Raw genomic sequence first — 23,356 nt, 5'->3', positions numbered from 1 at the left:
ACCGCGAGCTGCGGCTCCTCCTCCAGCTCCGCGACGTGACCTGCCGCTTCCCCGGCTGCACCCGCTCCGCCGCGAGCGCCGAGGCCGACCACGTCGTCGAGTGGCGAAACGGCGGCGGCACCGACCCCGGCAACCTCGCCAGCCTCTGCGTCGCCCACCACCACGTGCGGCACGGCGACCGCTGGACCTACGTCCTCCACCCCGACGGCACCGCCGACTGGACCACCCCCACCGGCCGCCGCATCACCACGCGCCCGCCGGGCCTCGAGGCACGGCTCCGTCCAGGCCCACCCGCGACCCCGAGGTTCGCGGACCGGCCGCCGCCGTTCTGACACTGTGCCGTGCTGCCGTGCTGCCGTGCTGCCGTGCTGCCGTTCCGCCGTGCTGCCGTGCTGACGTGCTGACGTGCTGACGTGCTGACGTTCTGCGTTCTGCGTTCTGCCATGCTGCCGTGCACCCCTGAGGGAATCGGCTGTCGGGCGGGTTCGGCGCATTGCGCGGGTTCGCACTGGTGATCGGGCCGTGCTGTCGCTCGGAGGCGAGTGCTCAGCGACCTACCGCCGCGCCGCTGACGCTCGGATCTGCGCCTTCGCTCGGGTTCACGCGGCCGCACCGTCGCACCACCGCCGCACCACTGCCGCTGAGGCGCGGACCGTCACCGGGGCCGCACCGTCGCCTGACGCCGTGCCGACACCAGGGCCGTGCCGCCGCGGTGCGGCATGCCGCCGTTCGGCACCACGATCCAGCACCTCGGCGGCTCAGCGCGCGCCGTACCGCCGTCACACGCCGTCGCGTCGGCCCGCCGTTCGGGCAGCGCGTCTCGCGACTGCGCTGGCGCCCCGCACGCCCCCACGGCTGATCCGGCGGGTGCGCAGTCCGGGCGCGCAGTCCGGGCACGCCCGCGCGGTCAGTCGGCGACGCGGAGGAGCACCTCGCCCGTCGTCCCGCCCCGCGGCCGCCCCGCAGCCGCGACGCAGCCGTCCCGCCGCCGCGACGCTACGCCGCCAGGAAGCGGTCCGCCGTCCGCAGCGAGAGCGCCATCGTCGCGAGCGCCGGGTTCGCGATCAGCGCGCTCGGGAACACCGAGTTGTCGCACACCCAGAGGTTCGGCACGTCGAAGCTGCGGCCGTCCGCGTCGATCACGGCGTCGCCCGCGTCGGTGCCCATCCGCACGGTGCCGAGCGTGTGCGCCGTCCGCGCCATCACCCGCGTGCTCGTCGCGCCGGCCGCCTCCACGATCGCGGTCATCGTCCGGATCGCGTGCCGGTCGATCGCCTCCTCGTTGGCGCCCGCCGAGAACGTGATGCGCGCCTTCGGCACCCCGTGCTCGTCCAGCTCGTCGGTCAGCTCCAGCCGGTTGCCGTCGGCGGGCAGGCACTCGGCATTGATCCCGACGCCCGCCGCGAAGCGGTAGCCGTCGAGCGCGTCCATCAGATCGCGGCCCCAGAGTCCCGCGCCGCGGGCGAGCGTCGTCGCGTAGGTCAGCGGCATCACTCCGAGGCTCTGGATCAGGTAGCCGCCCGCGAAGTCCGCGTCGGCCGGGCGGACGGTGTCCTCGGTGATCACCGAGGAGGGGTAGCCGCGGTAGCCGCGCATCTCGTTCTCGAAGGTGCCCCAGACCTGGGTCGCCCCGTGCGCCAGGAAGTTCCGGCCCACCTGGCCGCTGCTGTTCGCGATGCCGGTGTGCAGGAGGAGCCGGGGCGTCTCGACGCCGCCCGCGCAGAGGAACAGGGTGGAGCAGCGCTGCCGGTGCTCCACTCCGCCGCTCGTGTACACCACGGCGCACACGCGGCCTGCGGCGTCCAGCTCGATCCCGTGCACGAACGAGTCGGCCCGGATCTCGGCGCCGGCCCGCACCGCCTCCGGCAGGTAGGTCACGTCCATGCTCGTCTTCGCGCCGGTCCGGCAGCCCTGATGGCACTGGCCGCAGTTGACGCAGGAGGGCCGGCCGTCGTCCCGCGGGCCGCTGAGCACGGCGGCGGGCGCGTCGGTCGCGCGCATCCCGATCGCCGCGCAGCCGCGCAGCATCATGTCGGCCGAGGCGTTCCGCGCGAGCGGGCCCTGCAGGTAGCGGCGCGACGGGTCCCACGGGTACTCGGCCGGGCCCGCCACTCCGATCGTCGCCTCCACCTTCTCGATGTACGCGGTGAGCTCGGCGTGCTCGATCGGCCAGTCGCGGCCGACGCCGGAGTCGCTCCGGAGCCGCAGGTCGCGCGGGTCGGGGCGGGGCGTGAACGCTCCCCAGTGCAGCGTCGAGCCGCCGACCCCGCGGCCGCTGTTGTTCTGCCCGAAGGCGGTGGGGGTCTCGCCTCCGCTGAGGCGCTCCTCCATCCAGTTGATCTCGACGGCCGCCGTCTCGTCGGCGGTGTGGCCGAGCGGATCTAAGTGCGGCCCGGCCTCGAGGGCGACGACCCGCAGCCCTCGAGCGGCGAGCACCGAGAGCAGGGGCGCTCCGCCTGCCCCGGTGCCGATCACGACGGCGTCGACCGTCTCGTCGAGCGGGAAGCGGCGCATGCCGGTCGTGTTCATCGGTGACTCCTCGTCGTCGGTTCCCAGGTCTCGCGGTCGTCGGCGCCGAGCAGGCGGAAGCCCGTCACGAGCGGCAGCGTGTCGCCGCCGCTGGCGTAGCCGTCGTAGCCGATCCGCGCCATCGACGCGGGGTGGGCCAGCCACTGCTTCACGAGGTCGACGCGGCAGTCCTCGAACCAGGCGGTCAGCTGCTCGGCACCGAGCCCGCCGGCCGAGCCGTCGCCGGGCTCCGCGGAGCCGTCGGCGATCGCGGTGAGGCGCGCGTCCTGCTCGGCGGGGCCGAGGCCGGCGAAGCCCCGGAGGGTGTCGAGCGCCAGACCGTAGGCGATCGGGTCGGCCGGCAGGTCGGCGTTGCGCCAGCCGTCGCCCTCGCCGTTCGCGAGCTGCGTGTCCACCCGCGCGGCCAGGTCGATCCGGCCGCCCTCCTGAGGGACGACCCGGTCGGCGATCGCCCGCAGCTCCGCGAGCTGGGCGACGGTCAGGGCGCGCGGCGCGTACTCCGGGTCGTCGGCGAGCGCGCGCACGGCCAGCAGCCCGCGCACCCGCGTGGAGGTGCGGGCGGAGGCGATGGCTGCGCCGACGTCGGCCGGGACCGACGGCGCCGTGCCGGCCTCCTCCTCCCAGAACCGGCGGATCGCCGCCGCCACCTCGACCGGGCGCTCGAACGGCAGCAGGTGGCCCGCCCCGGCGAGCGTGAGCAGCCGGGCACGGGAGTAGAGGGAGCCGTTGAGGCGGCGCTGCGCGTCGGCGCCGAGGTCGCCGTCCTCACCGCCCGCGATCAGGAGCGCGGGCACGGCCCCGAGGGCGGCCTCTCCGGTGCGGTCCTCACGGCTGCCGTGCTCGAGCCAGTCGCGCCAGCCCTCGGGGGAGTAGCGGCGCAGCTCGGCCAGCACCTCCGCGTCGGCGTCGGCGGGCAGCGGCGAGCCGACGTTCTGGTCGACGAACTCGCGCGCCTGCGCCTCGTCGAGGTGCCCGTCGTCGACCCAGCCGAGCATGGTCGAGCGGCGCTCCTCCTCCATCGGCTCGGGCGAGAGCGGCGACCCGGCGAGGAGCACGACGCCCGCGAGCCCGAACAGGCCCGAGCGGCCGGTGACCGTGCGGGAGGCCACGAGCGAGGCGATCTTCCCGCCCATGCTGTGCCCGAGGAGCAGCCAGCGGGAGGAGCCGTGCTCGCGGATCCGGCGGATCGTGGCAGCGGTCATCTCCTCGAGCGAGGTCCCGGATCCACCGGGCAGGTCGAGCGCGACGAGGTCCGCGACGTCGGCGAGCTCGCGGCCGAGCGCGTTGAAGGCGCGGCCGTCGAGCCCGAGTCCGGGCAGGGCGAAGAGGGTGGGGCGGGGGCTGGTGGACACGGGCGTCCTGTCGGATCGGCCGCGCCACGGCGGTGGGGAGCGGGAGGGGAGCGGCGGCGGGGGCTGCCCTCCTCATCCGACCACACGGCGTCCGCGCGCCCGGACCCTTGCGCCGACGGGGCTCTTGTGCTGTGCTCTGCGCCTCCGTTCCGCGCCACGATGCCGGGCGGTCGTGCCGCCCCTCTGTGCCGCCTCTCTGTGCCGCGCCTCCGTGGCGGGCCTCAGAGCGGGGAGGCGAACACCACCAGGTTGTCCCGGTAGCGGCCGATCGCCGCGTCGTACTCGCCTCCGCAGGTCACGAGGATCAGCTCCTCCTCGAGGGTCGCGCCGAAGACGCGGGCGGTGGGGAACGCGGCCTTGGCGTGGGACTCGACCGCCGTCACCCGGTAGCGGTGGTCGGAGCCGTCCACTCCGCTCACCGCGATCTCATCGCCCGGGGCGAGCTCGCCGAGGCGGAAGAAGACCGCAGGACCGGACCGCGAGTCGACGTGCGCCGCGATCACGGTGCGGCCGCTGCCGCCCGGGCGCCCGCCTCCCGAGAACCAGCCGACGTCGTCGTAGTCCACCGGCACCTCCATCGCCCCGTCCGACTGGATACCCAGGGCGATCAGCGGCTCGTCCAGGCCCATCGCGGGCACGCTCAGCCGGGCGGGCTCGACGCCGACGGTGCGCGCGGGCGCGGCAGCGGCGGGGTCGGGCGCGGGGACCGGGGGAGGAGTGAGCGGGGGAGCAGAAGCGAGGGCCGGAGGCGCGGGCGCGCTCGCGGGCGTCTCCGCTCCTCCGCTCCCGTCCGCGGCGGCGCAACCCGCGAGGAGCAGCACGGCGCACAGTGCCGCCGCGCCGCTCCTCGACCGGGTGCCCACGATCAGGAGGCGGTGCGCCGGCGGGCGACGACCACTCCGGCCGCGCCGAGGGCGGCGACGGCTCCGAGGCCGGCCATCACGGCGAGACCGGACGGGCCCGTGGCGTCGCTCCCGGCGGCGGTCGCGCCGCCACCGGTCTGGAGGCCGCCGACCGGCACCTGCGAGAGCTGGCCGCGGACGACGCCCGCCGCGTACGAGGCCGTGTGGGAGTCGCCCGCGAAGGCGGCGGGATCGGCCTCGAGGGCCTTCAGCGTGAATCCGGCGCCGGTGTCGGCCCCGTTCGCCTGGATGCCCGTGGTGAAGGGGCCCTGCAGGCAGCCGCTGCTGGTGCGGGGGCCGTCTCCGACCGGCGCGGGGTTCGGGAACGCGATGCGGGGAGGGCCCGCCTTGCCCAGGGCCGCCTGGTGGATGTGCGTCGCGGTCTTCGCGGGGCTCTGGTAGTCGCCGGTCACGCCGGTGAGGGTGATGTCGTAGCAGATGACGTCGAGGTCGCTGTTGACCCGGAAGGTCATCTCGCCCGTGGCGCCGGGCTGGCCGGCGGTCGCGGCGGAGTCGGCGTTCACGACCTGGTCGGGCGTCGCCATCACCGTGAAGGCGCTGGTGAACGAGGACGGCTCGGCGACCTCGGTCTCGGCCTGGGCCGGCGCGGCGGCGAAGAAGGAGGCGGCGGCGACGGTGGTGATGCCGCCGAGGGAGAGCAGGCGGCGGCCGGCGCGGTTCCGCGCGGGGGACGTCTTCGTCATGGTGGAGCCTTTCGATCGCGAGCGCCGAGCGGGCCCGATGCAGGGAGTACGGCCGGAAGCGGCGCCGCGTTCACTCCATCTGAGAAGATCTTCACGGAGACGGTCCTCGCCTCCGATGAACGCTGCCGCCGCCGCGGCCGTACCCCCTTCCGACGGACCACCGGTCCCGACGAGGAGGCGGTGTGGCGCGCACGGCGACGGCACGACGAGACGAAGGGCCCGCGATGCCGCGCGAGCACTCGGAGGTCCCGGCTCCGGTGGTGCGCCTCGAGCCCCGGACGGCGGGGTTCGACCCGGCCGCCGCCTTCGACGAGCACGGGTCCGCCCTGCTCGGCTTCGCGCTCAACGCCCTGCGCGACCGCGGCCTCGCCGAGGACTGCGTGCAGGAGACGTTCCTGCGCGCCTGGCGCTCGCGGGCGAGCTACTCCGCCGAGCGTGCCAGCACCCGCACCTGGCTCTTCGCCATCGCCCGCAACGTCGTCATCGACGTGCACCGCTCGCGCCGGCGCCTGCCGCGCCTGATCGAGGCCGAGATTCTGGAGGAGGTGCCCGCGGAGGACCGCGACCCCCTCGAGCCGCTCGCGATCGCCGAGGCGCTCGCGCGGCTCTCCGCCGAGCACCGGCAGGTCGTCGTCGCCGTCCACCTGCACGGCGAGACCTACGCCGAGCTGTCGGCGGCCACGAGCGTGCCGGTCGCCACCCTGCGCAGCCGCGCCTTCTACGCTCTCCGAGCGCTCCGCGGTCACCTCGCGAGCGCCGGACCCACCGACGAGGAGAGATCGTGATCGACCGAGACCAGCCCGACGGAGACGAGCCCGGCGGCCGCCGCGAGGAGCTCCTCGCCGCGGCCCTCGCCGGCGACCTCTCCGCCGAGGAGACGCGGGAGTTCGAGAGCCTGCGCGCCGCCGACCCCTCGATCGACCCCGAGCTCGCGTCGTTCGGTGCGGTGGTCGACCGGCTCGGCGCACTGGGCCGCTGGGAGGAGGCGGAGCCGTCGCCGGAGCTGCGGTCGCGCATCGCGGCGCTCGCCGGGGAGCGGCCCGAGCGCGGGGAGAGTCCGCGTGCCTCGCGCCGCCGGGCCCCGCGCCGCCGTGCCCCGCGCCGCCGTGCCCCGCGCCTCCGTGCCGTCCTGGCCGTCGCCGCGGCGGCCGCGCTCCTCGTCGTGGGCGGCGTCGCCGGAGCGGCCCTGCGGTCCGCCGAGGAGCGCCCCGTCGCGGGACCGCCCGGGACGCTCGGCGCCGTCGAGGCGATCGCCTTCGACGAGCGGACTGCCGGCGTGACGCTCGACGGCTCGCTCGTGGCGCACACCTGGGGCACCGAGACGATCCTCCGCGGGACCGGCTTCGCGCTCGGCGAGAGCTACGACCTCGTGCTGGTCACCGGCTCCGGCGAGCGGCTCCCGTCCGGCTCCTTCCTCGGCAGCTCCGCGGAGCTCGACTGCGAGATGAACGCGGCCGTCCTGCGCGAGTCCGTCGCCGCCGTCGAGATCACCGACGCCGGCGGCGCGCTCGTCGCCTCCGCCGCCCTCCCCGCCGTCACCTGAGAGCCGGCGGCGCAGGCTCGCGGCGCGGCTTCAGCTCGCTGACGAGCGTGCCCGCGACGATGAACCCCGCCCCGAGCAGGGCGAGCGCGGGGAGCCGGTCGCCGGCGAGGCGGCCGATCAGGCCGGCCCAGACGGGCTCGGCGGAGTAGATGATCGTGGCGCGCGACGGCGAGACCGAGCGCTGAGCCCAGTTCATCGTCAGCTGGATCAGGCAGCTGCTCGCCCCGAGCGCGAGCGCGGGGATCAGCCAGGCCCCCGAGAACGCCGGGACCGCCTCGCCCGCGAGGGGCATCGAGGTGAACCCGAGCGCGCCGGCGACCAGCAGCTGCACCACGGTCACCCGGCCGAGGTCGACGCGTCCGGCGACGAGGCCGATCAGGATGATCTCCGCCGCGATCGGCAGCGTGCTCACGATCGTCGCCACCTCGCCCGCTCCGAGCGCGACGCCCGGCTGCGGGCCCGCGATCAGGAGCAGTCCGACGAACGCCAGCGCGACGCCCACCAGCGTCAGCACGCCCGGACGGCGACGGAACACGACCCACTGGAGCAGCGGCACCAGCGGCACGTACAGCGCGGTGAGGAACGCGGAGGTGCTGCTCGGGATCGTCTGCAGCCCGTAGCTCTGCAGGCCGTAGCCCGCGAAGATCATCACCCCGATCGCGACGCCGGCGGCGAGGTCGATCCGCCGCATCCCCCGGAGCGACCGGTGGAACACGATCGCGCTGATCAGCCCCGCGATCGCGAACCGCATTCCCACGAAGAACAGCGGACCACTGTGCTCCATCGCGATGTGCACGGCGAGGAAGGTCCCGCCCCAGATCGCGGTGATGCCGATGAGCGCCCACTCCGGACGCGTGAAGCGGAGGCCCCGGAGAGGCGAGATGTGCATCATTCTGCACATCCTCGGAGCATCAGGGGCCTGTCGGTGCAGAATAGTGCGCATGTCGGCTCCCGTCCTCGCCCACCTGGGCGGCAACCTCCGTCTCGCGCGGCGCGGAGCCGGGTTGAGCCAGTCCGCGCTGGCGGCGCGCTCGGGCATCAGCCGGCGGACGATCGTCGCGGCCGAGGCCGGCGAGGCCAACATCTCGCTGACCGGAGTCGACCGCCTCGCGACCGCCCTCGGCACCACGTTCACGGCACTCGTCTCGGCCCCGGGATCCGCGCCCGCGGCGATCGACCAGGTCGCCTGGCGGGGAGCGGGCGAGGCGAGCGTCGCCGTCCTGCTCTCCTCCGTCCCCGCGCGCCGGGAGGCCCAGCTCTGGACCTGGACGCTCGGTCCGGGGGACCGCTACGACGCGCAGCCCGACCCCGAGGGGTGGCACGAGATCCTGCTCGTCACCGCCGGCGCGCTCCTCCTGGAGCGGGAGGGCGAGGAGCCCGTGCGGCTGGAGCCCGGACGGCACCTCGCCTTCCCGACCTCGCGGCACTACTCCTACGTGAACGCGGTGGATGCCGTCACGACGCTCGTCCGGATCGTGGTCGACTGACGGGTCGGCGCCTCAGGCCCGCGAGCGCAGGGTCTCGAGCAGCGCCGCGGGGGTCTCGGGGTCGTCGAGGCTGATCGCGAACTCGCGCGAGCGGTCCGTCGTCACCACCAGCCCCGGCCCGGCGTGCAGGATGACCGCCGAGCGGCCCGGCATCACCCGGTACCCCCAGCCGCCCCACTCCGACGGCCGCAGCTGGGCCGTGCCGGCCGAGGCGATGGTGTCGAGCGGGATGCGGCGCAGCGGGATGCCGAGGGCGGTCGTGACGACGCGGAGGCCGCGGCGGTCGGCGGTCACCCTCAGGCGGGAGAAGGAGAGGAGCACCAGCGCGACGACGCCGAGGACGACGGCCGTCGCGATCGCCGGACCGGTGGCGCCCGCCGCGGCGAGCGTCGCGAGGGAGAGGGCCGCGCCCGCCGCCGTGGCGATCGCGGCGACGGCGAACACCGGGCCCGTCAGCGTCTGCGACCAGGCGCCGGTCTCCTCCGCCGCCAGCGGCAGGCGGCCGGCGGCCAGGCGGGAGGCGCGCCGGGTGCCCGGAGCGATCAGCGCGGGCACGACGGCGAAGAGCATCCCTCCGAGCAGCGCGAGCAGCCACCCGCCGAGCTCCGCCCCCTCGGCGCGCCCGGCCGCGAGCGTAGTGCCGACCGAGGTCGCCCAGGCGGAGGCGCCCAGCCCGGCGACGAGGCCGAGGGTCGCCAGCAGGAGCCGCGGGGCGCGCCCGACGGCCGCCGCCACGACGCCCGCGACGGCCGGGAGCCCGGAGAGCACGAGGGCGATCGCGAGCAGGGCGCCCGTCGCCGCGGTCGCATCGGCCGCCCCGGTCCCCGACCAGTGCGAGGCGAGCTCCGCGGGCAGAGCGTCGTCCAGGACGAGGCGCGAGACGAGCACTCCGGCGGCGGGGAGCAGGAGGGACGCGGCGGCGAGGAGCTCGCGGCGGCGGTCGGCGGTGGCGGTCATGATCCGGTCCTCTCGATCAGGCGGACGAGCTCCGCCGGGGTGATGCCGCTGCGGCGGGCCTCCGCGAGCAGCTCGTCGACCAGGGCGGTGACGCGCACGAGCCCGGGCCCGGCCGACTCCGTGATCCACGCGCCGCGGCCCCGGCGCATCTGGAGGATCCCGTCGTCGCGCAGGGCGGCGTACGCGCGCAGCACGGTGTGCATGTTGATGCCGAGCGAGTCGGCGAGCTCGCGGGCGGGCGGCAGGCGGTCGCCCGCCGAGAGCTCGCCCCGGGCGACGGCCGAGCGCACCTGCGACTCCAGCTGGTCGGCGAGCGAGCCCGCCGCGGAGTGGTCGACCCGGAACAACATGTTCACAATGTTAGTAGAACAAGCAGTGCGCCACCAGGTCCTCAGTGCAGCGCGAGCGACACCGCCAGCACCACCATCACGACCGCCACGGCCGCGTCGAGGATCCGCCAGGCTCCGCGGCTCCGGAACAGCGGCCGCAGCGCGCGCGCCCCGAAGCCGAGAGCGGTGAACCACAGCACGCTTCCGGCCGCCGCCCCCGCCCCGAACCACCAGCGCTCGGCGCCGTGCGTGTTCGCCACCGACCCGAGCAGCACGACCGTGTCGAGGTAGACGTGCGGGTTGAGCAGTGTCAGCGCCAGGCACGTGCCGATCGCCGTGCGGAGCGACGTCGAGGCGCCGGCCGGATCGCCGTCGAGGGTCCCCGGCCGCAGTGCGCGCCTCGCCGCCATCACCGCGTAGGCGAGGAGGAAGACGATGCCGCCCCAGCGGATCACCACCAGCAGCCACGGCGCCGACTCCAGGACCGCTCCGATCCCCGCGATCCCGAGCACGATCAGCGCGGCGTCGCAGAGCGCGCAGATCGCGACGACGGCGGGCACGTGCTCGCGGCGGAGGCCCTGGCGGAGCACGAAGGCGTTCTGCGCGCCGACGGCGATGATGAGCGAGAGGCCGAAGCCGAGGCCGGAGAGGGCGGCGAGGAGGGGGGACACGCTCCGACGCTAGGGCGGGGCGCTCCTGTAGACCAGCTCATGCTCCTTCAGTACCGTAAGCAGCACTGATGCTGACAGACGACCTCGAGCTCTCCCGCCTGCGCGCGCTCGCCGCCTCCGTCCGGTACGGCTCCTTCGACGCCGCCGCCCGGGCCCTGCACATCACCCCCTCCGCCCTCAGCCAGCGGATCAAGGCGCTCGAGACCGCCGCCGGCCGCGTCCTGCTGGTGCGCTCGCGCCCCGTCGTCGCGACCGAGGCCGGTGCCGGGCTCCTCCGCCTCGCCCGTCAGATCGAGCTCCTCGCCGACGACGCCGTCCGCTCGCTCGGCGGCGAGGACGCGGCGGGGGCGGGCCCGGTCGTCCTCCCGCTCGCCGTCAACGCCGACTCCCTGGCCACCTGGGTGCTGCCCGCGCTCGCCTCCGTCCCCGACGTCGTGGTGGAGCTGCACCGCGAGGACCAGGCGCACACCACCGCGTTCCTCCGCGACGGCACCGTGCTGGCGGCCGTCACCGGAGAGTCGGAAGCGGTGCTCGGCTGCACCGTCGCACCGCTCGGAGTGATGCGGTACCGCGCCATGGCCGCGCCCGCGTTCGCCGAGCGCTGGTTCCCGGACGGCGGCACGGCCGGTCTCGCGAGCGCTCCGCTGGTCGTCTTCGACGAGAAGGACCGCCTGCAGGACGACTTCCTCCGAGCCGCCGGCGTCGAGGGCCGCCCGCCGCAGCACCGCGTCCCCGGATCGACCGACTTCGAGCGGGCCGTGCGCCTGGGCATGGGGTGGGGGATGCTGCCCGAGCTGCAGGCCCCGGTCGGCGGCGACGGCCTGGTCGAGCTGGGCGGCGACCCCGTCGACGTCCCCCTCTACTGGCAGCAGTGGGCCCTGCACACGCCCGCCCTCGACGCGGTCGCCGCGGCCGTCTCCGCCGCCGCGCGCGCCGCGCTCCGCTGACCCGCGCGCTGACCTGCGCCGCCGGGGAGGCGCTCAGACCGCGAACACGTCGCGGAGGGTCACCGTCTCGAGCGAGCGCTCGCGGAGGATGTCGACGAGCCGCGCGTAGACCTGCGTCACAGGATCGAAGTTCGCGTGCCCGATCACGATGTGCTGCGGCAGGAACCACTGGTCCGCGAAGCCGACCACCTGCTCCGGCGTGATCCGCCCGGAGTCCGAGAGCGAGCCGTACCAGAGCACCGTCGCCGTGTAGCCGATCGCCGCCGCGGCGGCCCGGCTCCGCTCGTCCGTGTACCCGAACGGCGGCCGGTAGAAGGGCGCCGCCTCCACCCCGTAGATCGAGCGGATGAAGTCGCCGTTGCGGCCCAGCTCCTCCTGCACGCCGTCGCTCGAGAGGCTCGTCAGGTCGGCGTGCGACCAGGTGTGGTTCGCGAGCTGCACCTGCCCCGAGGCGACGAGCGGAGCCAGCAGCGGCGCGTTCGCGGTCCACGAGTCGTACTTCCCGTTGAGGAAGAAGGTCAGCCGGGTTCCGGTGTCCCGGGCGAACTGCGCGTAGGCGGCGACCACGTCGGAGTCGGCGCCGTCGTCGACGGTCCAGGCGAGCGTGCTCCCCTCGCCGGGCAGCTCCGAGATCGTGCCGGAGGGCAGCGGCGCCTTCCGCCGCACCGGAGTCGCCGCGGCGGTCATGGTCGGCACGGGGCGGGCAGGGGTCGGGACGGCCGTCGGAGCGGCGGACGGCAGCACCGCCGCCGGCGCCGTGCTCGGCGGGAGCGCCGCGGGAGCGGGACGGGCGGGCGTGCACCCGGTCAGCGCGACCGCCGAGGAGGCGATCCCCAGCAGCAGCGCGCGTCGCCTCAACCGGTCCACGGGCCCCCCTCGCGAGCCCCGTCCCCCGGAGCGTCCCCGCGACCGTAGCGGTCGGGGAGGGAACGGGCAACGCGGCGCGACACCCCTCCCTCCCCGCAGCCTCTACCGGAAGGTGCGCCTGACCGCGTTGTTCGCCGGCGTGGGATCGGCGGCGGCGGTCGACACCCTGGCGTCGATCGTCGTGGCGGCCGGCCGGTCGACGAGCGTCACCGAGTAGGTGGTGCTCCGCCCGGCCGAGACGCTCGGCGCGGTCCAGGTGAGGACCGTCGTGCCCGCGGCCGAGCCCTTCGTCTGCACGGCGCCGGGCGCACTCGCCACCGTTCCGCTGACGACGACTCGGGTGGTCGTCGTCGCCGCGTCCCGGGTGCCGGTGTTCCGGACGGTGATCGTGCCCGAGAGGGGAGCCGTCGCCGCCAGTCCCGGCGCCGGCGCCAGCGTCAGTGTGAGGTCGGCGCGGGTGGAGGACTTCACCTGCAGCGACTGCGTCACCGAGGTCGCGGCGAGCCACGCCGAGTCGCCCGCCTGCGTGGCCCGGACCGTGCAGCTCGCCGCGCCCGTCAGCCGCACCGTCGCCGTGCCCGCGCCGGTCGCGGTCAGCGTGCAGCTGCCGCTCGCGTACAGCTTCACGGGCAGACCGGAGGAGGCGGTGGCCGCGACCGGGTAGGCGATTCCCTTCTCGGGCGAGGACGGCATCGCGGTCGAGAAGGCGACCTTCTGCGCCTTCTTCTTCTGGGGGACGACCGCGGCGACCGCGATCGACTGGGTCGCCCGGGGAGCCGCGTCGTGCGAGGCGTCGCCGGCCTGATCCGCGGTGACGGTGCAGGTGCCGGATCCGCTGAAGGTCACGATGCCGCTCGCGAGCGAGCACGCGCCCGTGGCGCCGATCGTGACCGGCAGACCGGAGGAGCCGCCCGCCGCGGTCGGCGTGTAGCGGCCGCCCGCGGTCGCCGTGCTCGGAGCCGCGGAGGTGAAGGCGACCGTCTGCAGCGCCTTGCCGATCGGGAACGTCCGGACGACCTGCTCCGCGGGCGCGTGAGCGTCGTCGCCGGCCTGGTCCAGCGTCAGCGTGCAGGTGCCGACGGAGTCGTAGGACACCGTGCCGTCCTCTCCCAGCGAGCAGGAGTCGGAGGCGTCGAGCACCGGGTCGGCGCTCGACGGGCCGCGGACGATCGACGGGGTCCAGGAGCCGCCGATCCGGGCGTCCGTCGGAGCGGCGTCGCGGAACGACACCGCTCCCGCCGCCGTGCCGACCTCCACCGACTGCGAGATCCGCGGAGCCGCCGAGTGGCGCTCGTCCCCGGCCTGGTCCGCGGTCACCGTGCAGGTGCCGGAGCGGGTGAAGGTCACGACGCCGTCCGCGACCCTGCAGGACCCGGCCGCTCCGAGCACCACGGGGGCGCTCGACGCGCCGGCCGTCACGACGGGCGTGTAGGAGCCCCCCGCGACCGCCGCGTCGGGGACCGGCGAGGCGAACGCCAGCGTCTGGCCGAGGGCGCCGATCGCGAAGGTGCGGACGGACTGCGGAGCGGCGCCGTACCGCGAGTCGCCCGCCTGGTCGAGCGTCAGCGTGCAGGTGCCGACGGAGTCGTAGGACACCACTCCCGCGGCCGCCGAGCATGCTCCGGAGGCGGTCAGCACCGGACGCGCGGTGGAGGGTCCGGCGACGATCCGCGGGGTGGTCGTCCCGCCGACCGTCGCACCGGTCGGCGCGGTGCCGCCGAAGGAGACGGTGCCCGCGAGCAGTCCGACCGCGATCACCTGCGAGGCCCGCTCCGCCGCGTCGTACCGGGCGTCGCCCGTCTGGTCGGCGGTCACCGTGCAGGTGCCCGATCCGGTGAAGGAGACGACCCCGTTCGTGAGCGTGCAGGACCCGGAGGCGCCGAGCACCACGGGCCGCCCGGAGCCTCCGCCGGTCGCGGTCGGGCGGTAGGTGCCGCCCGCGAGCGCCGAGTCCGGCGCCTGCGAGGTGAAGGCCACGGTCTGCGCGACCCGGGTGATCTCGAAGCTGCGCACGGCCGTCGGCGCTGCGCTGTGGCGGATGTCGCCCGCCTGGTCCAGCGTCAGCGTGCAGGTGCCGGCGGAGTCGTAGGAGACCAGTCGGAAGGGCCCGACGGAGCAGGCGCCGGAGGCCGTCAGCACCGGGGGGGCACTGGACGGGCCGGCGACGACCGCGGCCGTCGAGGAGCCCCCGACCCGGGCCTCGGCCGGAGCATCGCCGCCGAACGCGACGGTGCCCGCGAGCTGCGTGACCGCGACGGTCTGCGAGGCCTGCGCCGCCGCGGCGTAGCGCCCGTCGCCCGCCTGGTCCGCCGTGACGGTGCAGGTGCCGCTGCCGGCGAAGGTGACGACGCCGTCCGCGAGCGTGCAGGCGCCGGTCGCTCCGAACGTCACGGGGAGCCCGGACGCGCCGCCCGTCGCGGTCGGAGTGAGCGTGTCGCCGGCCGCGGCCGTCGACGGCGCGGTCGAGGTGAAGGCGACGGTCTGCGCGATCGCGGTGACCTCGAAGGTCTGGACCGCCCGCGCGGTGCCGTAGGTGGCGTCGCGGTAGTGGATCGCCGTCAGCGTGCAGGTGCCCGCGGAGTCGAACCGGACGGCGCCGTTCTCGCCGTCGGAGCAGGCGCCCGAGACGCTGAGCACCGAGGGGCCGGAGGACGGTCCGCGCGTGAAGGCGGGAGTGAAGGATCCGCCGACCTCCGCGTCGGTCGGGACGACGGTCGTGAACGCCACGGAGCCGGGCGCGTAGCCGACCTCCACCTCCTGCACGGCGGGCCGGGCGCTGTCGTACTGCCGGTTGCCGTTCTGGTAGGCGAAGACGCCGCAGACGCCCTTCGTGGTGAAGGTGACCACGCCGTCCTTCGCCGAGCACGACGCGGTGGTGAGGAGGAACGGAGCGATGCCCGAGGCGCCGCCCTCGACCACGGGGCGGTACGTGTCCCCGAGGACGGCGCCGACCGGAGGCGCGCTCGTGATCCGGACCGTCTGCGGGAGGAAGTAGATCGAGTACTCCTGCTCGGCGTGCCGCGCGGGCCAGTAGCCGTCTCCGGGCTGGTCGAGGGACAGGACGCAGAGCCCGGCCCCGTCGTTCCGCACGGTCACTCCGTCCGGGAGGATCGAGCAGTCTCGGCTCGCGGAGAGCACGGGCACGCCCTTCGACGGGCCGGGCACGATCGTCGGCCGGTACGTCTCGAGCGACATCGCGTGCGGGGGCGCGGTGCTCCCGAAGGAGAGGTTCCCCTCGGGAGTCCCGACCGTGATGACCTGCCGGACCTGCGGAGCGGCGTCGTGTCGATCGTCCGCGGCCTGGTCGATCGTCACCGTGCAGGTGCCGTCGCCGAAGAACGTCACCACGTCGTCCGCGATGGTGCAGTTGCCGTTCTCGATCACCGCGATCACGAGCGGGTTGCCCGAGCCGCCGCCGGTCGCCTCGACCGTGTACCGGTCGTCGGTGAACACCCGGTCGGGCGGAGTCGAGGTGACGACGACCGTCTGGGGGATCCGCGAGATCGGGACGAAGCGCACCAGGCCGTCGGCGGCCGCGTACACGTCGTCGCCCGGCTGGTCGAACTGCACGCCGCAGGTCGAGGGCTCGGTGTAGGTCAGGATCTGCGCACCCGTCGCGTCGGGGGCGACGGTGCAGCCGAAGAAGGTCCTGACGAGCACCGGCAGTCCCGAGCTCGAGGTCGCCGTGGCGACGCCGGTCGACTCCAGGACGCCGGTCTTCGGCACCGCGACCGTCAGCGTCTGCGACGCCTTCGCGACCTCGAGATCGAAGGAGGCGCGCCCCGCGGTGTAGTGGTCGTCGCCGGCCTGATCGGCGGTCACGGTGCAGGTGCCGCCGCGCGTGAAGGTCACGACGCCGTCGGCGATCGCGCAGGATCCGGTCGCTCCGATCGAGACGGGGCTCCCGGAGCCGCCGCCGGTGGCCGTCGGGGTGAAGGTGCCCAGCGCCGTCGGCGCGGTCGGCCGCGAGGAGGTGAAGGCGACCGTCTGCGAGAACTTCCGGACCGTGATCCGGAACGAGGACGTGCCGGTGTTGCCGGCCTCGTCGTCCGCGGTGCAGTCGACCGTCGTGTCCCCGATCGGGAAGACGCTTCCCGAGGCGGGCGTGCAGGTCGAGCCCACGGCTCCGTCGACCGCGTCCTGCGCGGAGGACGCGAAGGTGACGACGGCGCCGGAGACGTCGGCCGGCTCGGCCGTGACGGCGGCGGGCACGGTCACGACGGGGGCCGAGCGGTCGGCCAGCGCGAAGGTGCCGGGGATCGACCGGAGGGTGTAGTTCGGCCCCGCGTCGCCTCCGTCGCACCTGGTGACGTAGTCGCCGACGGGCGTGCGTGCTCCGATCGTCACCTTCCCGGTGCCGTCCGCCGTGTAGTAGGCGCCGGTCGGCTCGGTGACGAACCGGTCGGTTCCTGCGAAGCCGTCGGCCGTGCAGGTGACCGTCGGGGCGGTCGCGGTGCCGTGCGCCTGCGTCCCGGGGCTCGACGCGGTCACCGAGAGGGGCGCCGGCGAGATCGTGAGCGCGCCGTCGATGGTGATCAGCTGTCCCGAGGGGTTCGTCAGGCCGGAGCAGCGCGTGGGGTAGCGGCCGACGGGGGTCGTCGCGGAGAGCGCCAGCGGCGTCGTGAATCCGGTGTCGGACGCCGCGAAGGCGCCGCAGGAGACCGTCCCCGAGGGGGAGCCGGTCACGGAGGCGGTGATCGCGGGGGGAGTGGATCCGTAGGTCGACGAGGGCGAGGAGGCGGTCACCATCGGGACGGCCGCGACGATGCGCAGCGCGCCGTCCTTGTACCCCGCGATCGTGTAGTCGCTGCTGACCTTCGCGCCGCTGCACCGCGTGGTGAAGGTGGTGAAGGTGGAGGTGGGCCAGTTCGGGATCAAGCGGTAGATGACGTCGTCCGCCGTGACGATCGGCCGGTAGACGCCGGCCGTGAGCGGGGCGCCGAAGGTGTCGGTGCCGACGAAGGCGGCCGTGCAGCGCAGGTCGGGGGACGGCGCGCCTCGCGGGTAGTCGACCGTCGGGGCGGTCACCGTGAGCGCCTTCGGCTTCGCCGTGAAGCTCTGAAGGGGCTCGCCCGCCCAGCCCAGAGGAGCGAGCGCGTCGAGCCTCGCCGCGAGCGTGCAGACGCCGGCGTGGAGCACGGTCACCCTCATGCCGCTGACGGAGCAGGTCTCGGCGGTCCTGCTGCTCAGGACGATCGAGCGGCCGGGCACATCGACGGCCTGCGCGTAGGGGCTCGCGTCGAAGGAGTCGCCGTACGCCTTCTGCGGGAGCGTCGACAGGTCGAAGCGCACGCCGCCCACCGCGACGGTGGCCGGCTCGCTGCGGACGCTGCCGCCGCAGGTGGTCAGGGTCGCCCGGTAGCGGTAGGAGCCGGTGGGATCGGGGCCGGCCTCGAGGAACGCGGTCCCGTCCTCCCGGGCGCCCGCCCGGCCGAGCGCGGGCTTCCACGTGGCGCCGCCGTCCGTGGACCTCTCCCAGGACACGGCGGGGATGCCGCCGTAGACGGCCGAGACGCTCACGCCCATCGTCAGCGTGTAGATCTGGTTGGTGACGCCCGCGATGTCCGAGGGCTGCCGGGTGATGACGGGTGTCGCGGCGCACGCGCGCACCTCGTGGCGCAGAGCGGGGAGCGCCGACCAGCTCCCGCGTCCCGCCTCGGCGGGGGTGATGGTGTCGGGGTAGTGCGCGCGGATCTCGTTCCAGCCCTGCGGGATGTCCCTCGTGGTCAGCACGCCGACGCCGTCCGCGTCGAGGGTCACCCTGCTGGTGCCCGCGCCGGTGAGGATCTCGACGGTGCCGCCGGCGGCCACCGGCCGGCCCAGGCTCGGGATGGTCACCCTCGCGGTGACGGTGACCTCCTGCCCGAGCATCGAGAAGTCGGGGGTGCGCGTCACGGTCACGGCGGTGTCGTACACCGGAGCGACAACGGGGTCGGCCGCCGTCGGGCCGGCCGTCTGCGAGATCCTCGTCGCGCTCGGGTGCACGTAGCTCGAGCCGCCGCCGCCGGCGCCGGGGTCGTTCATGACGCCGAGGGTGTCGTTCATGCTGCCGAACACGTAGGGCGATCCGCCGCCGCCGCCGTACCACCAGCCTGCCCCGCCGCCGCCGCCGCTGTGGCCGGGGAACGAGCAGTTGCCTCCGCCGCCGCGGGAGGCGCCGGCGTCGGCGCCCTTGCCGTCGTTGAGGAACACGCCCCACTGGCCGTTGTTGCCGTCGGCGCATTCGCCGAACGTGCTGTAGCCGCGGGCGCCGGGCGAGCCGCCCGAGCTCTGCCCGGCCGCTCCGCCGCCGCCGCCGTCGGCCGCGTTGTTCCTGCCGCCGTTCCCGCCGCCCCTCGCGCCGCTGCCGGCGTCGGCGTCGCCGCCGACCGAGGACCGCCCGCCGCCGCCTCCGCCGCCCGCCGCCACGGCGAGGGCGTGCTGACAGCCGTCCGAGCCGGCCGTGCTGAGGTACTGGGCGTCGCCGCCCGCGCCGCCGGAGTCGCCCGCGTAGACGCCGCCGTTCACGTAGCGCGTGGCGCCTGCCGCTCCGGCCGGGGCGCCCGTGAGGCGCCCGATCTCCAGCACCTGCCCGGGCGTGACGGGCACCTCCACGACGAGGCTGGAGCCGCGTCCGCCGGCGTTGCCCGTCCCGAGGCCGCTCGCACCCTTCCCGCCGTTCTGGCCGCTGAGGACGGCGCGGACCGTCGAGACCCCGGTCGCGGGAACGGTGTACTGCGACACCGTCGAGACCTTCGGGGAGGTGAAGCACGCGGTGCTGAAGACCGGCGCCGCCGACGCGGTCGGCGCGGCCACGACGCTGAGTCCTGCGCCCGCTACGAGCACGGCCGCGGCGACGAGGGAACGGAGGAAGGACTGGCGCATGTGCTGCTACTCCCGGCTGCTGCCGGGAGCGGGCGCCCGCGGTCGGCTCAGAGTAGGGCGGTCGTCGACCCGCGAGGAAGGCGGAAGGTACACGAACGCCCTGCTCGGGGGGTACGGGAGGCCACTTCTGCCGGAACCTCCCAGGAAGTCCCCGTGCACGTCCGGGCGGCGTCCCCGCCCTGTCGGGGCAGTGTCCCCACCCTGTCCGGGCAGTGTTCCCGCCCTGTCGGGGGAGTGTCCGCACCCTGTTGCGGCCGCCGCCCGGGTCGCGTAGCCTAGCGAGGTTGCGTGCATCTGCACGCGCTTGCGTGCTGCCCACCGGGCAGGAGCTCCGGCTCCGGCCGGACAGGCGGGCGGTGCGCCGACAAGTGACCTTGGGTGGGTCGGGCGGGGCTTCGTGCCGCGCGTGATCCACGGTAACCACACATGGAGGAAACCATGGCAGCAGTCTGCCAGGTGACCGGAGCCGTCCCCGGCTTCGGGCACGCCATCTCGCACTCGCACCGGCGCACCAAGCGCCGCTTCGACCCGAACGTGCAGAAGAAGACGTACTACGTGCCGTCGCTTCGCCGTAACGTCACCCTGACCCTCTCGGCCAAGGGCATCAAGGTCATCGACGCCCGTGGCATCGAGTCCGTCGTCAAGGATGTTCTCGCTCGCGGGGTGAAGATCTAATGGCCAAGCAGCAGGACGTCCGTCCGATCATCAAGCTCCGTTCGACGGCCGGCACCGGTTACACCTACGTGACCAAGAAGAACCGCCGCAACGACCCCGACCGTCTCGTGCTCAAGAAGTACGACCCCGTAGTGCGCAAGCACGTCGACTTCCGCGAGGAGCGCTAAGTATGGCCAAGAAGAGCAAGATCGCCCGCAACGAGCAGCGCAAGGTGATCGTCGACCGCTACGCCGCCAAGCGCCTCGAGCTGAAGAAGGCCCTGGTCGACCCGGCCGGGACCGACGAGACCCGTGAGGCCGCCCGCGTCGGCCTCCAGAAGCTCCCCCGCAACGCCTCGCCCGTCCGCGTCCGCTCGCGCGACGCCGTCGACGGCCGCCCCCGCGGCAACCTCACGAAGTTCGGCATCTCGCGTGTCCGCTTCCGTGACATGGCGCACCGCGGCGAGCTGCCCGGTATCACCAAGTCCAGCTGGTGACCGAGCGCCGCTAGCGGCGTGAACGACCGAAGGCCCGTGATCGAAGGATCGCGGGCCTTCGTCGTCCCGCCGGCGGACGTAAAATGTGCGGATGACCGACTCCAGCCTGCCCACCGTCGCCGAGATCGCGGCGCTCATCGACCACGCGATCCTGAAGCCCGAGCTCACCCGCGCCGAGGTCGACGCCCAGCTCGACGAGGCGCGCGAGTCCGGCGTGTTCAGCGTCTGCGTCCGCCCCTCCGACATCGCCCACTCGGTCGCTCGGCTCGAGGGCTCCGGCGTCCTGGTCGGCACGGTCATCGGCTTCCCCCACGGCACCACCTCGACCGCGGCGAAGGTCGCGGAGTCGCGTCAGGCACTCGCCGACGGCGCGTCCGAGCTCGACATGGTCGTCAACATCGGCCGCCTCCGGAGCGGCCTGCTCCAGGACGTCGAGGACGACGTCCGCGCCGTGGTCGAGGCCGCCGAGGGCCACGTCGTCAAGGTCATCCTCGAGACGAGCCTCCTCGACGACGAGCAGGTCGTCGAGGGCAGCCGGGCCGCCGAGCGCGCCGGCGCGGACTTCGTGAAGACCGCCACCGGCTTCGCGGGCGGAGGCGCGAACGAGCACGACCTCCGCCTCATGCGCGGCGCCGTCTCGGAGGCCGTTCAGGTGAAGGCGTCCGGCGGCGTCCGCGACCTCGACACGCTCCTCGCCTACCGCGGCCTCGGCGTCACCCGCTTCGGCACCAGCGGCTCCGCGACCATCCTCGGCGACCTCGCCGCGCGGCACTCGGGCGACTCCTCCGCGGCACGTGTCGACTCCGCCTCCTACTGACGGAGCGGCCGACGAGGGCCGCACCGCACCCGCCGACCGGATGACGCCCGTGCGCCTGCGCCCGGGCCGCGCCGGCCGGTGGGCGGAGCGGACCCGCCGCCCCCTCGACGAGATCGCCCGCGCCCTCAAGGAGCGCGTCTACGCGACCTTCACGGGCCTGGCCGTGGTGACGATCTACCTGGTCGGCGACCACCCCGACGCGGTCCACGCCCTCCAGAGCCTCGTGATCTCGATCATCGGGATCTCGGCCGCGGGCTTCGTCGCCGAGGTGATCGCGCACCAGGTCGTGCACGCCTCGGCGCCCTCGCGCTCCGAGACGCACACCATGCTGCGGATCGCGGGCGGGGCGCTCGCCTCGGCGTCGCTGCCGGTCCTCGCGCTCGGTGCCGCGGCGCTGGGCTGGATCGACGCGACGGTCGCGCTGCGGATCGGCGCGGGCGTCTACGTCGCCACGCTCGCGGGGATCGCCCTCATCGCCGTCGTGCGCGCGGGCCTCTCCTGGAAGGAGAGCCTCGTCTCGCTGCTCGGGATCGTGGGCCTCGGCGTTCTGGTCGTCGGCGTGCTCGCGCTCGCGCACTGATCCGGAGGCGCCGCCGCGCGTAGGCTCGGACGGATGACGTCACGCACCAGGGTCGAGCTCGGCCGCCGGGAGGACCTCGGCGCCGACTGCGCGAACTGCTTCGGCCTGTGCTGCGTCGCCCTCGCCTTCGCCCGCTCCGCCGACTTCCCGTTCGACAAGCGCGCCGGGGACCCGTGCGTCAACCTCGACGGCGAGGACGCGTGCACGATCCACCGCCGGCTCCGGCCCCAGGGCTTCGTCGGCTGCACCGTCTTCGACTGCTTCGGCGCCGGTCAGAAGGTCTCGCAGCAGACGTTCGGCGGCGTCTCCTGGCGGTCCGACCCGGCCGTGCGCGAGCGGATGTTCGCGGTGTTCCCGCTGATGCGCCGCCTGCACGAGCTGCTCTGGTACCTCGACTCCGCTCTGGCGCTGCCCGGCGTCGGCGCGCCGCTCCTCGATGAGCTGCGCGAGCGGTTCGACGCGGTGCACGCGCACACCCTCGGCGAGCCGGAGCAGGTGGTCGCGGTCGACGTCGACGCGGAGTACGGAGCGTCCCGGCCGCTCCTGATCGCGGCGAGCGAGGCCGCTCGCGCAGGAGCGGCGCCGGCTGCCCGCCGGTCGAGGGGCCGTCGGCTCGCTCCGGGTGCCGATCTGGCGGGCGCATCGCTCCGGAACGCGGACCTGCGGGGGGCGGACCTGCGGGGCGCGCTCCTCCTCGCCGCGGATCTGCGGGGTGCGGATCTGCAGCGGTGCGACCTGCTCGGGGTGGACCTTCGTGATGCTGACGTGTCCGGTGCGCGGCTCGCCGAGGCGGTCTACCTCACCCAGGCGCAGGTGAACAGCGCCCGAGGGGATGCAGCGACCACGCTGCCGTCGCACTTCGAGCGCCCGTCGCACTGGGGCGGCTAGGCCGCCAGGTCAGAGGCTGCGGGGGCCGCCCAGCGACTCGTCGCCGCCCTCGTCGTCGACGCCGAGGGCCTCGACGACCTCGCGGCCGAGGAGGTGCGCGCCGCTCCAGCCCTCGATGACGCACCGGGGGAACGCCTCGCGGTCGGGGGAGCCGAGCCATGCGGCGGCGGCCTCGCGGGCCCACGCCTCCGAGACGTACACGCCGATGATCTCGGTGCGGTCGTCCCACGGCGTCGCGGTCGAGAGCACGAAGTGGTCACCGTTCACGATCGGATCTCCTCCGGCTCTCGGGGTTCAGCGACCCCGTGGGAGTGCGGGACCGGACCGGACGCTACCCGCGGGCGGGGGAGCGCGTCTCCGGGGTCGACACGAGCGCGGATGAAGGCTACGGGAACGTCGAGCGCGGCGCGATCACCCGATGGTCCCACGCAGGCGGGCGTTCAGCCCACCCAGAGCCGTCGCGATCTCGTTCTCGTCACTTCCGGGGAGGAGGGCGCCGCCCTGCTCGAGGCCGTGGCGCAGGGCCTCGACCTCCTCAGGGGGGAGGCCGCCACTGTCGAGGAGGGCCTGGAGGGCGGCGAGGATGCCGACGAGGGCGACGGCGTCGTCCAGGTCGAGGGGGCGGACGCAGGACTTGTCCATGTCATCGCTCCTGTTCGGGTCAGGGGTTCGGGGGCGGCGGACCCGGTCGAGCACCGTGCCGACGAGCGGCGCGGCGATCACGGCGGGGAAGAGCGCCGCTCCGGTCAGGGCGCCGCCGAGCGCGACG

The 23,356-nt window shown here is 74.8% G+C and carries 23 protein-coding genes; 11 read left to right on the top strand and 12 right to left on the bottom strand.

Annotation, left to right across the window (positions count from 1 at the left end):
- Positions 1 to 332, top strand: a 332-nt coding sequence (locus C5C53_RS15955; protein WP_146084693.1) for an HNH endonuclease signature motif containing protein, incomplete at its 5' end; no start/stop codon positions are given.
- A gap of 664 nt (positions 333 to 996) precedes the next feature.
- Here C5C53_RS15955 and C5C53_RS15950 read toward each other — a convergent pair.
- From C5C53_RS15950 to C5C53_RS15935, 4 genes are all read right to left on the bottom strand, one after another.
- Entirely contained in the window at positions 997 to 2,529 is a 1,533-nt protein-coding gene (locus tag C5C53_RS15950; RefSeq protein ID WP_104267994.1) for a GMC family oxidoreductase, read from the bottom strand.
- Positions 2,526 to 3,881 carry an alpha/beta hydrolase gene (locus tag C5C53_RS15945; RefSeq protein WP_104267993.1) on the bottom strand — a complete coding sequence of 452 codons (1,356 nt, stop codon included), beginning with the start codon at positions 3,879 to 3,881 and terminating at the stop codon, positions 2,526 to 2,528. Before C5C53_RS15945 ends, C5C53_RS15950 begins: the two co-directional genes overlap by 4 nt.
- 221 nt (positions 3,882 to 4,102) lie before the next feature.
- A complete protein-coding gene (locus C5C53_RS17530; RefSeq protein ID WP_104353823.1) occupies positions 4,103 to 4,744 on the bottom strand; it encodes a class F sortase in 642 nt (213 codons plus the stop codon).
- Positions 4,745 to 4,746: 2 nt separating this feature from the next.
- Positions 4,747 to 5,487: a CHRD domain-containing protein gene (locus C5C53_RS15935; protein ID WP_104267992.1), complete on the bottom strand. Its 741-nt coding sequence runs from the start codon at positions 5,485 to 5,487 to the stop codon at positions 4,747 to 4,749.
- A 224-nt stretch (positions 5,488 to 5,711) separates the two neighbouring features.
- On the opposite strand from C5C53_RS15935, the gene C5C53_RS15930 reads away from it, so the two are divergent.
- Both C5C53_RS15930 and C5C53_RS15925 read left to right on the top strand, forming a co-directional pair.
- A complete protein-coding gene (locus tag C5C53_RS15930) occupies positions 5,712 to 6,272 on the top strand; it encodes a sigma-70 family RNA polymerase sigma factor (protein ID WP_104267991.1) in 561 nt (186 codons plus the stop codon).
- Positions 6,269 to 7,030, top strand: a complete 762-nt coding sequence (locus C5C53_RS15925) for an anti-sigma factor domain-containing protein (RefSeq protein ID WP_104267990.1) — start codon at positions 6,269 to 6,271, stop codon at positions 7,028 to 7,030. Before C5C53_RS15930 ends, C5C53_RS15925 begins: the two co-directional genes overlap by 4 nt.
- On the opposite strand, the gene C5C53_RS15920 is transcribed toward C5C53_RS15925, so the two are convergent.
- A complete protein-coding gene (locus C5C53_RS15920) occupies positions 7,023 to 7,922 on the bottom strand; it encodes a DMT family transporter (protein ID WP_258075446.1) in 900 nt (299 codons plus the stop codon). The genes C5C53_RS15925 and C5C53_RS15920 overlap by 8 nt on opposite strands.
- 49 nt (positions 7,923 to 7,971) lie before the next feature.
- Between C5C53_RS15920 and C5C53_RS15915 the strand changes: the two genes are divergently transcribed.
- Positions 7,972 to 8,517, top strand: a complete 546-nt coding sequence (locus tag C5C53_RS15915) for a helix-turn-helix domain-containing protein (protein ID WP_104227343.1) — start codon at positions 7,972 to 7,974, stop codon at positions 8,515 to 8,517.
- Positions 8,518 to 8,529: 12 nt separating this feature from the next.
- Here the strand turns inward: C5C53_RS15915 and C5C53_RS17225 are convergent, their stop codons facing one another.
- From C5C53_RS17225 to C5C53_RS15900, 3 genes are read right to left on the bottom strand one after another with little or no spacing between them, the layout of a single operon-like run.
- Positions 8,530 to 9,474 carry a hypothetical protein gene (locus C5C53_RS17225; RefSeq protein ID WP_104267988.1) on the bottom strand — a complete coding sequence of 315 codons (945 nt, stop codon included), beginning with the start codon at positions 9,472 to 9,474 and terminating at the stop codon, positions 8,530 to 8,532.
- The gene (locus C5C53_RS15905; protein WP_104225158.1) at positions 9,471 to 9,824 is read right to left on the bottom strand and encodes a GntR family transcriptional regulator; all 354 of its coding nucleotides are present in this window, start codon (positions 9,822 to 9,824) and stop codon (positions 9,471 to 9,473) included. The genes C5C53_RS17225 and C5C53_RS15905 overlap by 4 nt, the downstream gene beginning before the upstream one ends.
- A 41-nt stretch (positions 9,825 to 9,865) precedes the next feature.
- Positions 9,866 to 10,474, bottom strand: coding sequence for a LysE/ArgO family amino acid transporter (locus C5C53_RS15900; RefSeq protein ID WP_104234546.1), 609 nt, complete (start codon positions 10,472 to 10,474; stop codon positions 9,866 to 9,868).
- 68 nt (positions 10,475 to 10,542) lie between these two features.
- On the opposite strand from C5C53_RS15900, the gene C5C53_RS15895 reads away from it, so the two are divergent.
- The gene (locus C5C53_RS15895; RefSeq protein WP_104267987.1) at positions 10,543 to 11,421 is read left to right on the top strand and encodes a LysR family transcriptional regulator ArgP; all 879 of its coding nucleotides are present in this window, start codon (positions 10,543 to 10,545) and stop codon (positions 11,419 to 11,421) included.
- A gap of 33 nt (positions 11,422 to 11,454) precedes the next feature.
- Here the strand turns inward: C5C53_RS15895 and C5C53_RS15890 are convergent, their stop codons facing one another.
- Complete coding sequence (locus C5C53_RS15890) at positions 11,455 to 12,288, bottom strand: polysaccharide deacetylase family protein (RefSeq protein ID WP_219813994.1); 834 nt, start codon at positions 12,286 to 12,288, stop codon at positions 11,455 to 11,457.
- 102 nt (positions 12,289 to 12,390) lie between these two features.
- On the bottom strand, positions 12,391 to 19,152 hold the full coding sequence (locus tag C5C53_RS15885; protein WP_146084691.1) for an HYR domain-containing protein: 6,762 nt from the start codon (positions 19,150 to 19,152) through the stop codon (positions 12,391 to 12,393).
- Between the two features lie 438 nt (positions 19,153 to 19,590).
- On the opposite strand from C5C53_RS15885, the gene rpmB reads away from it, so the two are divergent.
- The 6 genes from rpmB to C5C53_RS15855 all read left to right on the top strand — a co-directional run bounded on the left by rpmB (position 19,591) and on the right by C5C53_RS15855 (position 22,587).
- Positions 19,591 to 19,827 carry a 50S ribosomal protein L28 gene (gene rpmB / locus C5C53_RS15880; protein ID WP_056038148.1) on the top strand — a complete coding sequence of 79 codons (237 nt, stop codon included), beginning with the start codon at positions 19,591 to 19,593 and terminating at the stop codon, positions 19,825 to 19,827.
- Positions 19,827 to 19,994, top strand: coding sequence for a 50S ribosomal protein L33 (gene rpmG / locus C5C53_RS15875; RefSeq protein WP_027692168.1), 168 nt, complete (start codon positions 19,827 to 19,829; stop codon positions 19,992 to 19,994). The genes rpmB and rpmG overlap by 1 nt, the downstream gene beginning before the upstream one ends.
- 2 nt (positions 19,995 to 19,996) lie before the next feature.
- On the top strand, positions 19,997 to 20,302 hold the full coding sequence (gene rpsN / locus C5C53_RS15870) for a 30S ribosomal protein S14 (protein ID WP_104225107.1): 306 nt from the start codon (positions 19,997 to 19,999) through the stop codon (positions 20,300 to 20,302).
- A 91-nt stretch (positions 20,303 to 20,393) separates the two neighbouring features.
- Positions 20,394 to 21,119, top strand: a complete 726-nt coding sequence (gene deoC, locus C5C53_RS15865; protein ID WP_181127788.1) for a deoxyribose-phosphate aldolase — start codon at positions 20,394 to 20,396, stop codon at positions 21,117 to 21,119.
- Positions 21,097 to 21,699: a hypothetical protein gene (locus tag C5C53_RS15860; protein ID WP_146084690.1), complete on the top strand. Its 603-nt coding sequence runs from the start codon at positions 21,097 to 21,099 to the stop codon at positions 21,697 to 21,699. The genes deoC and C5C53_RS15860 overlap by 23 nt, the downstream gene beginning before the upstream one ends.
- A gap of 33 nt (positions 21,700 to 21,732) precedes the next feature.
- The gene (locus C5C53_RS15855; RefSeq protein ID WP_104267984.1) at positions 21,733 to 22,587 is read left to right on the top strand and encodes a pentapeptide repeat-containing protein; all 855 of its coding nucleotides are present in this window, start codon (positions 21,733 to 21,735) and stop codon (positions 22,585 to 22,587) included.
- A gap of 9 nt (positions 22,588 to 22,596) precedes the next feature.
- Here the strand turns inward: C5C53_RS15855 and C5C53_RS15850 are convergent, their stop codons facing one another.
- Together C5C53_RS15850 and C5C53_RS17220 are read right to left on the bottom strand one after the other, a co-directional pair.
- Entirely contained in the window at positions 22,597 to 22,854 is a 258-nt protein-coding gene (locus tag C5C53_RS15850) for a hypothetical protein (RefSeq protein WP_104267983.1), read from the bottom strand.
- A gap of 144 nt (positions 22,855 to 22,998) precedes the next feature.
- On the bottom strand, positions 22,999 to 23,356 hold a 358-nt coding region (locus C5C53_RS17220), incomplete at its 5' end, for a hypothetical protein (protein WP_181127787.1).

The organism is Rathayibacter sp. AY1E3, assembly GCF_002932235.1.
Classification (GTDB): Bacteria; Actinomycetota; Actinomycetes; order Actinomycetales; family Microbacteriaceae; genus Rathayibacter.
This window is presented reverse-complemented; position numbering and strand designations above follow the sequence as displayed.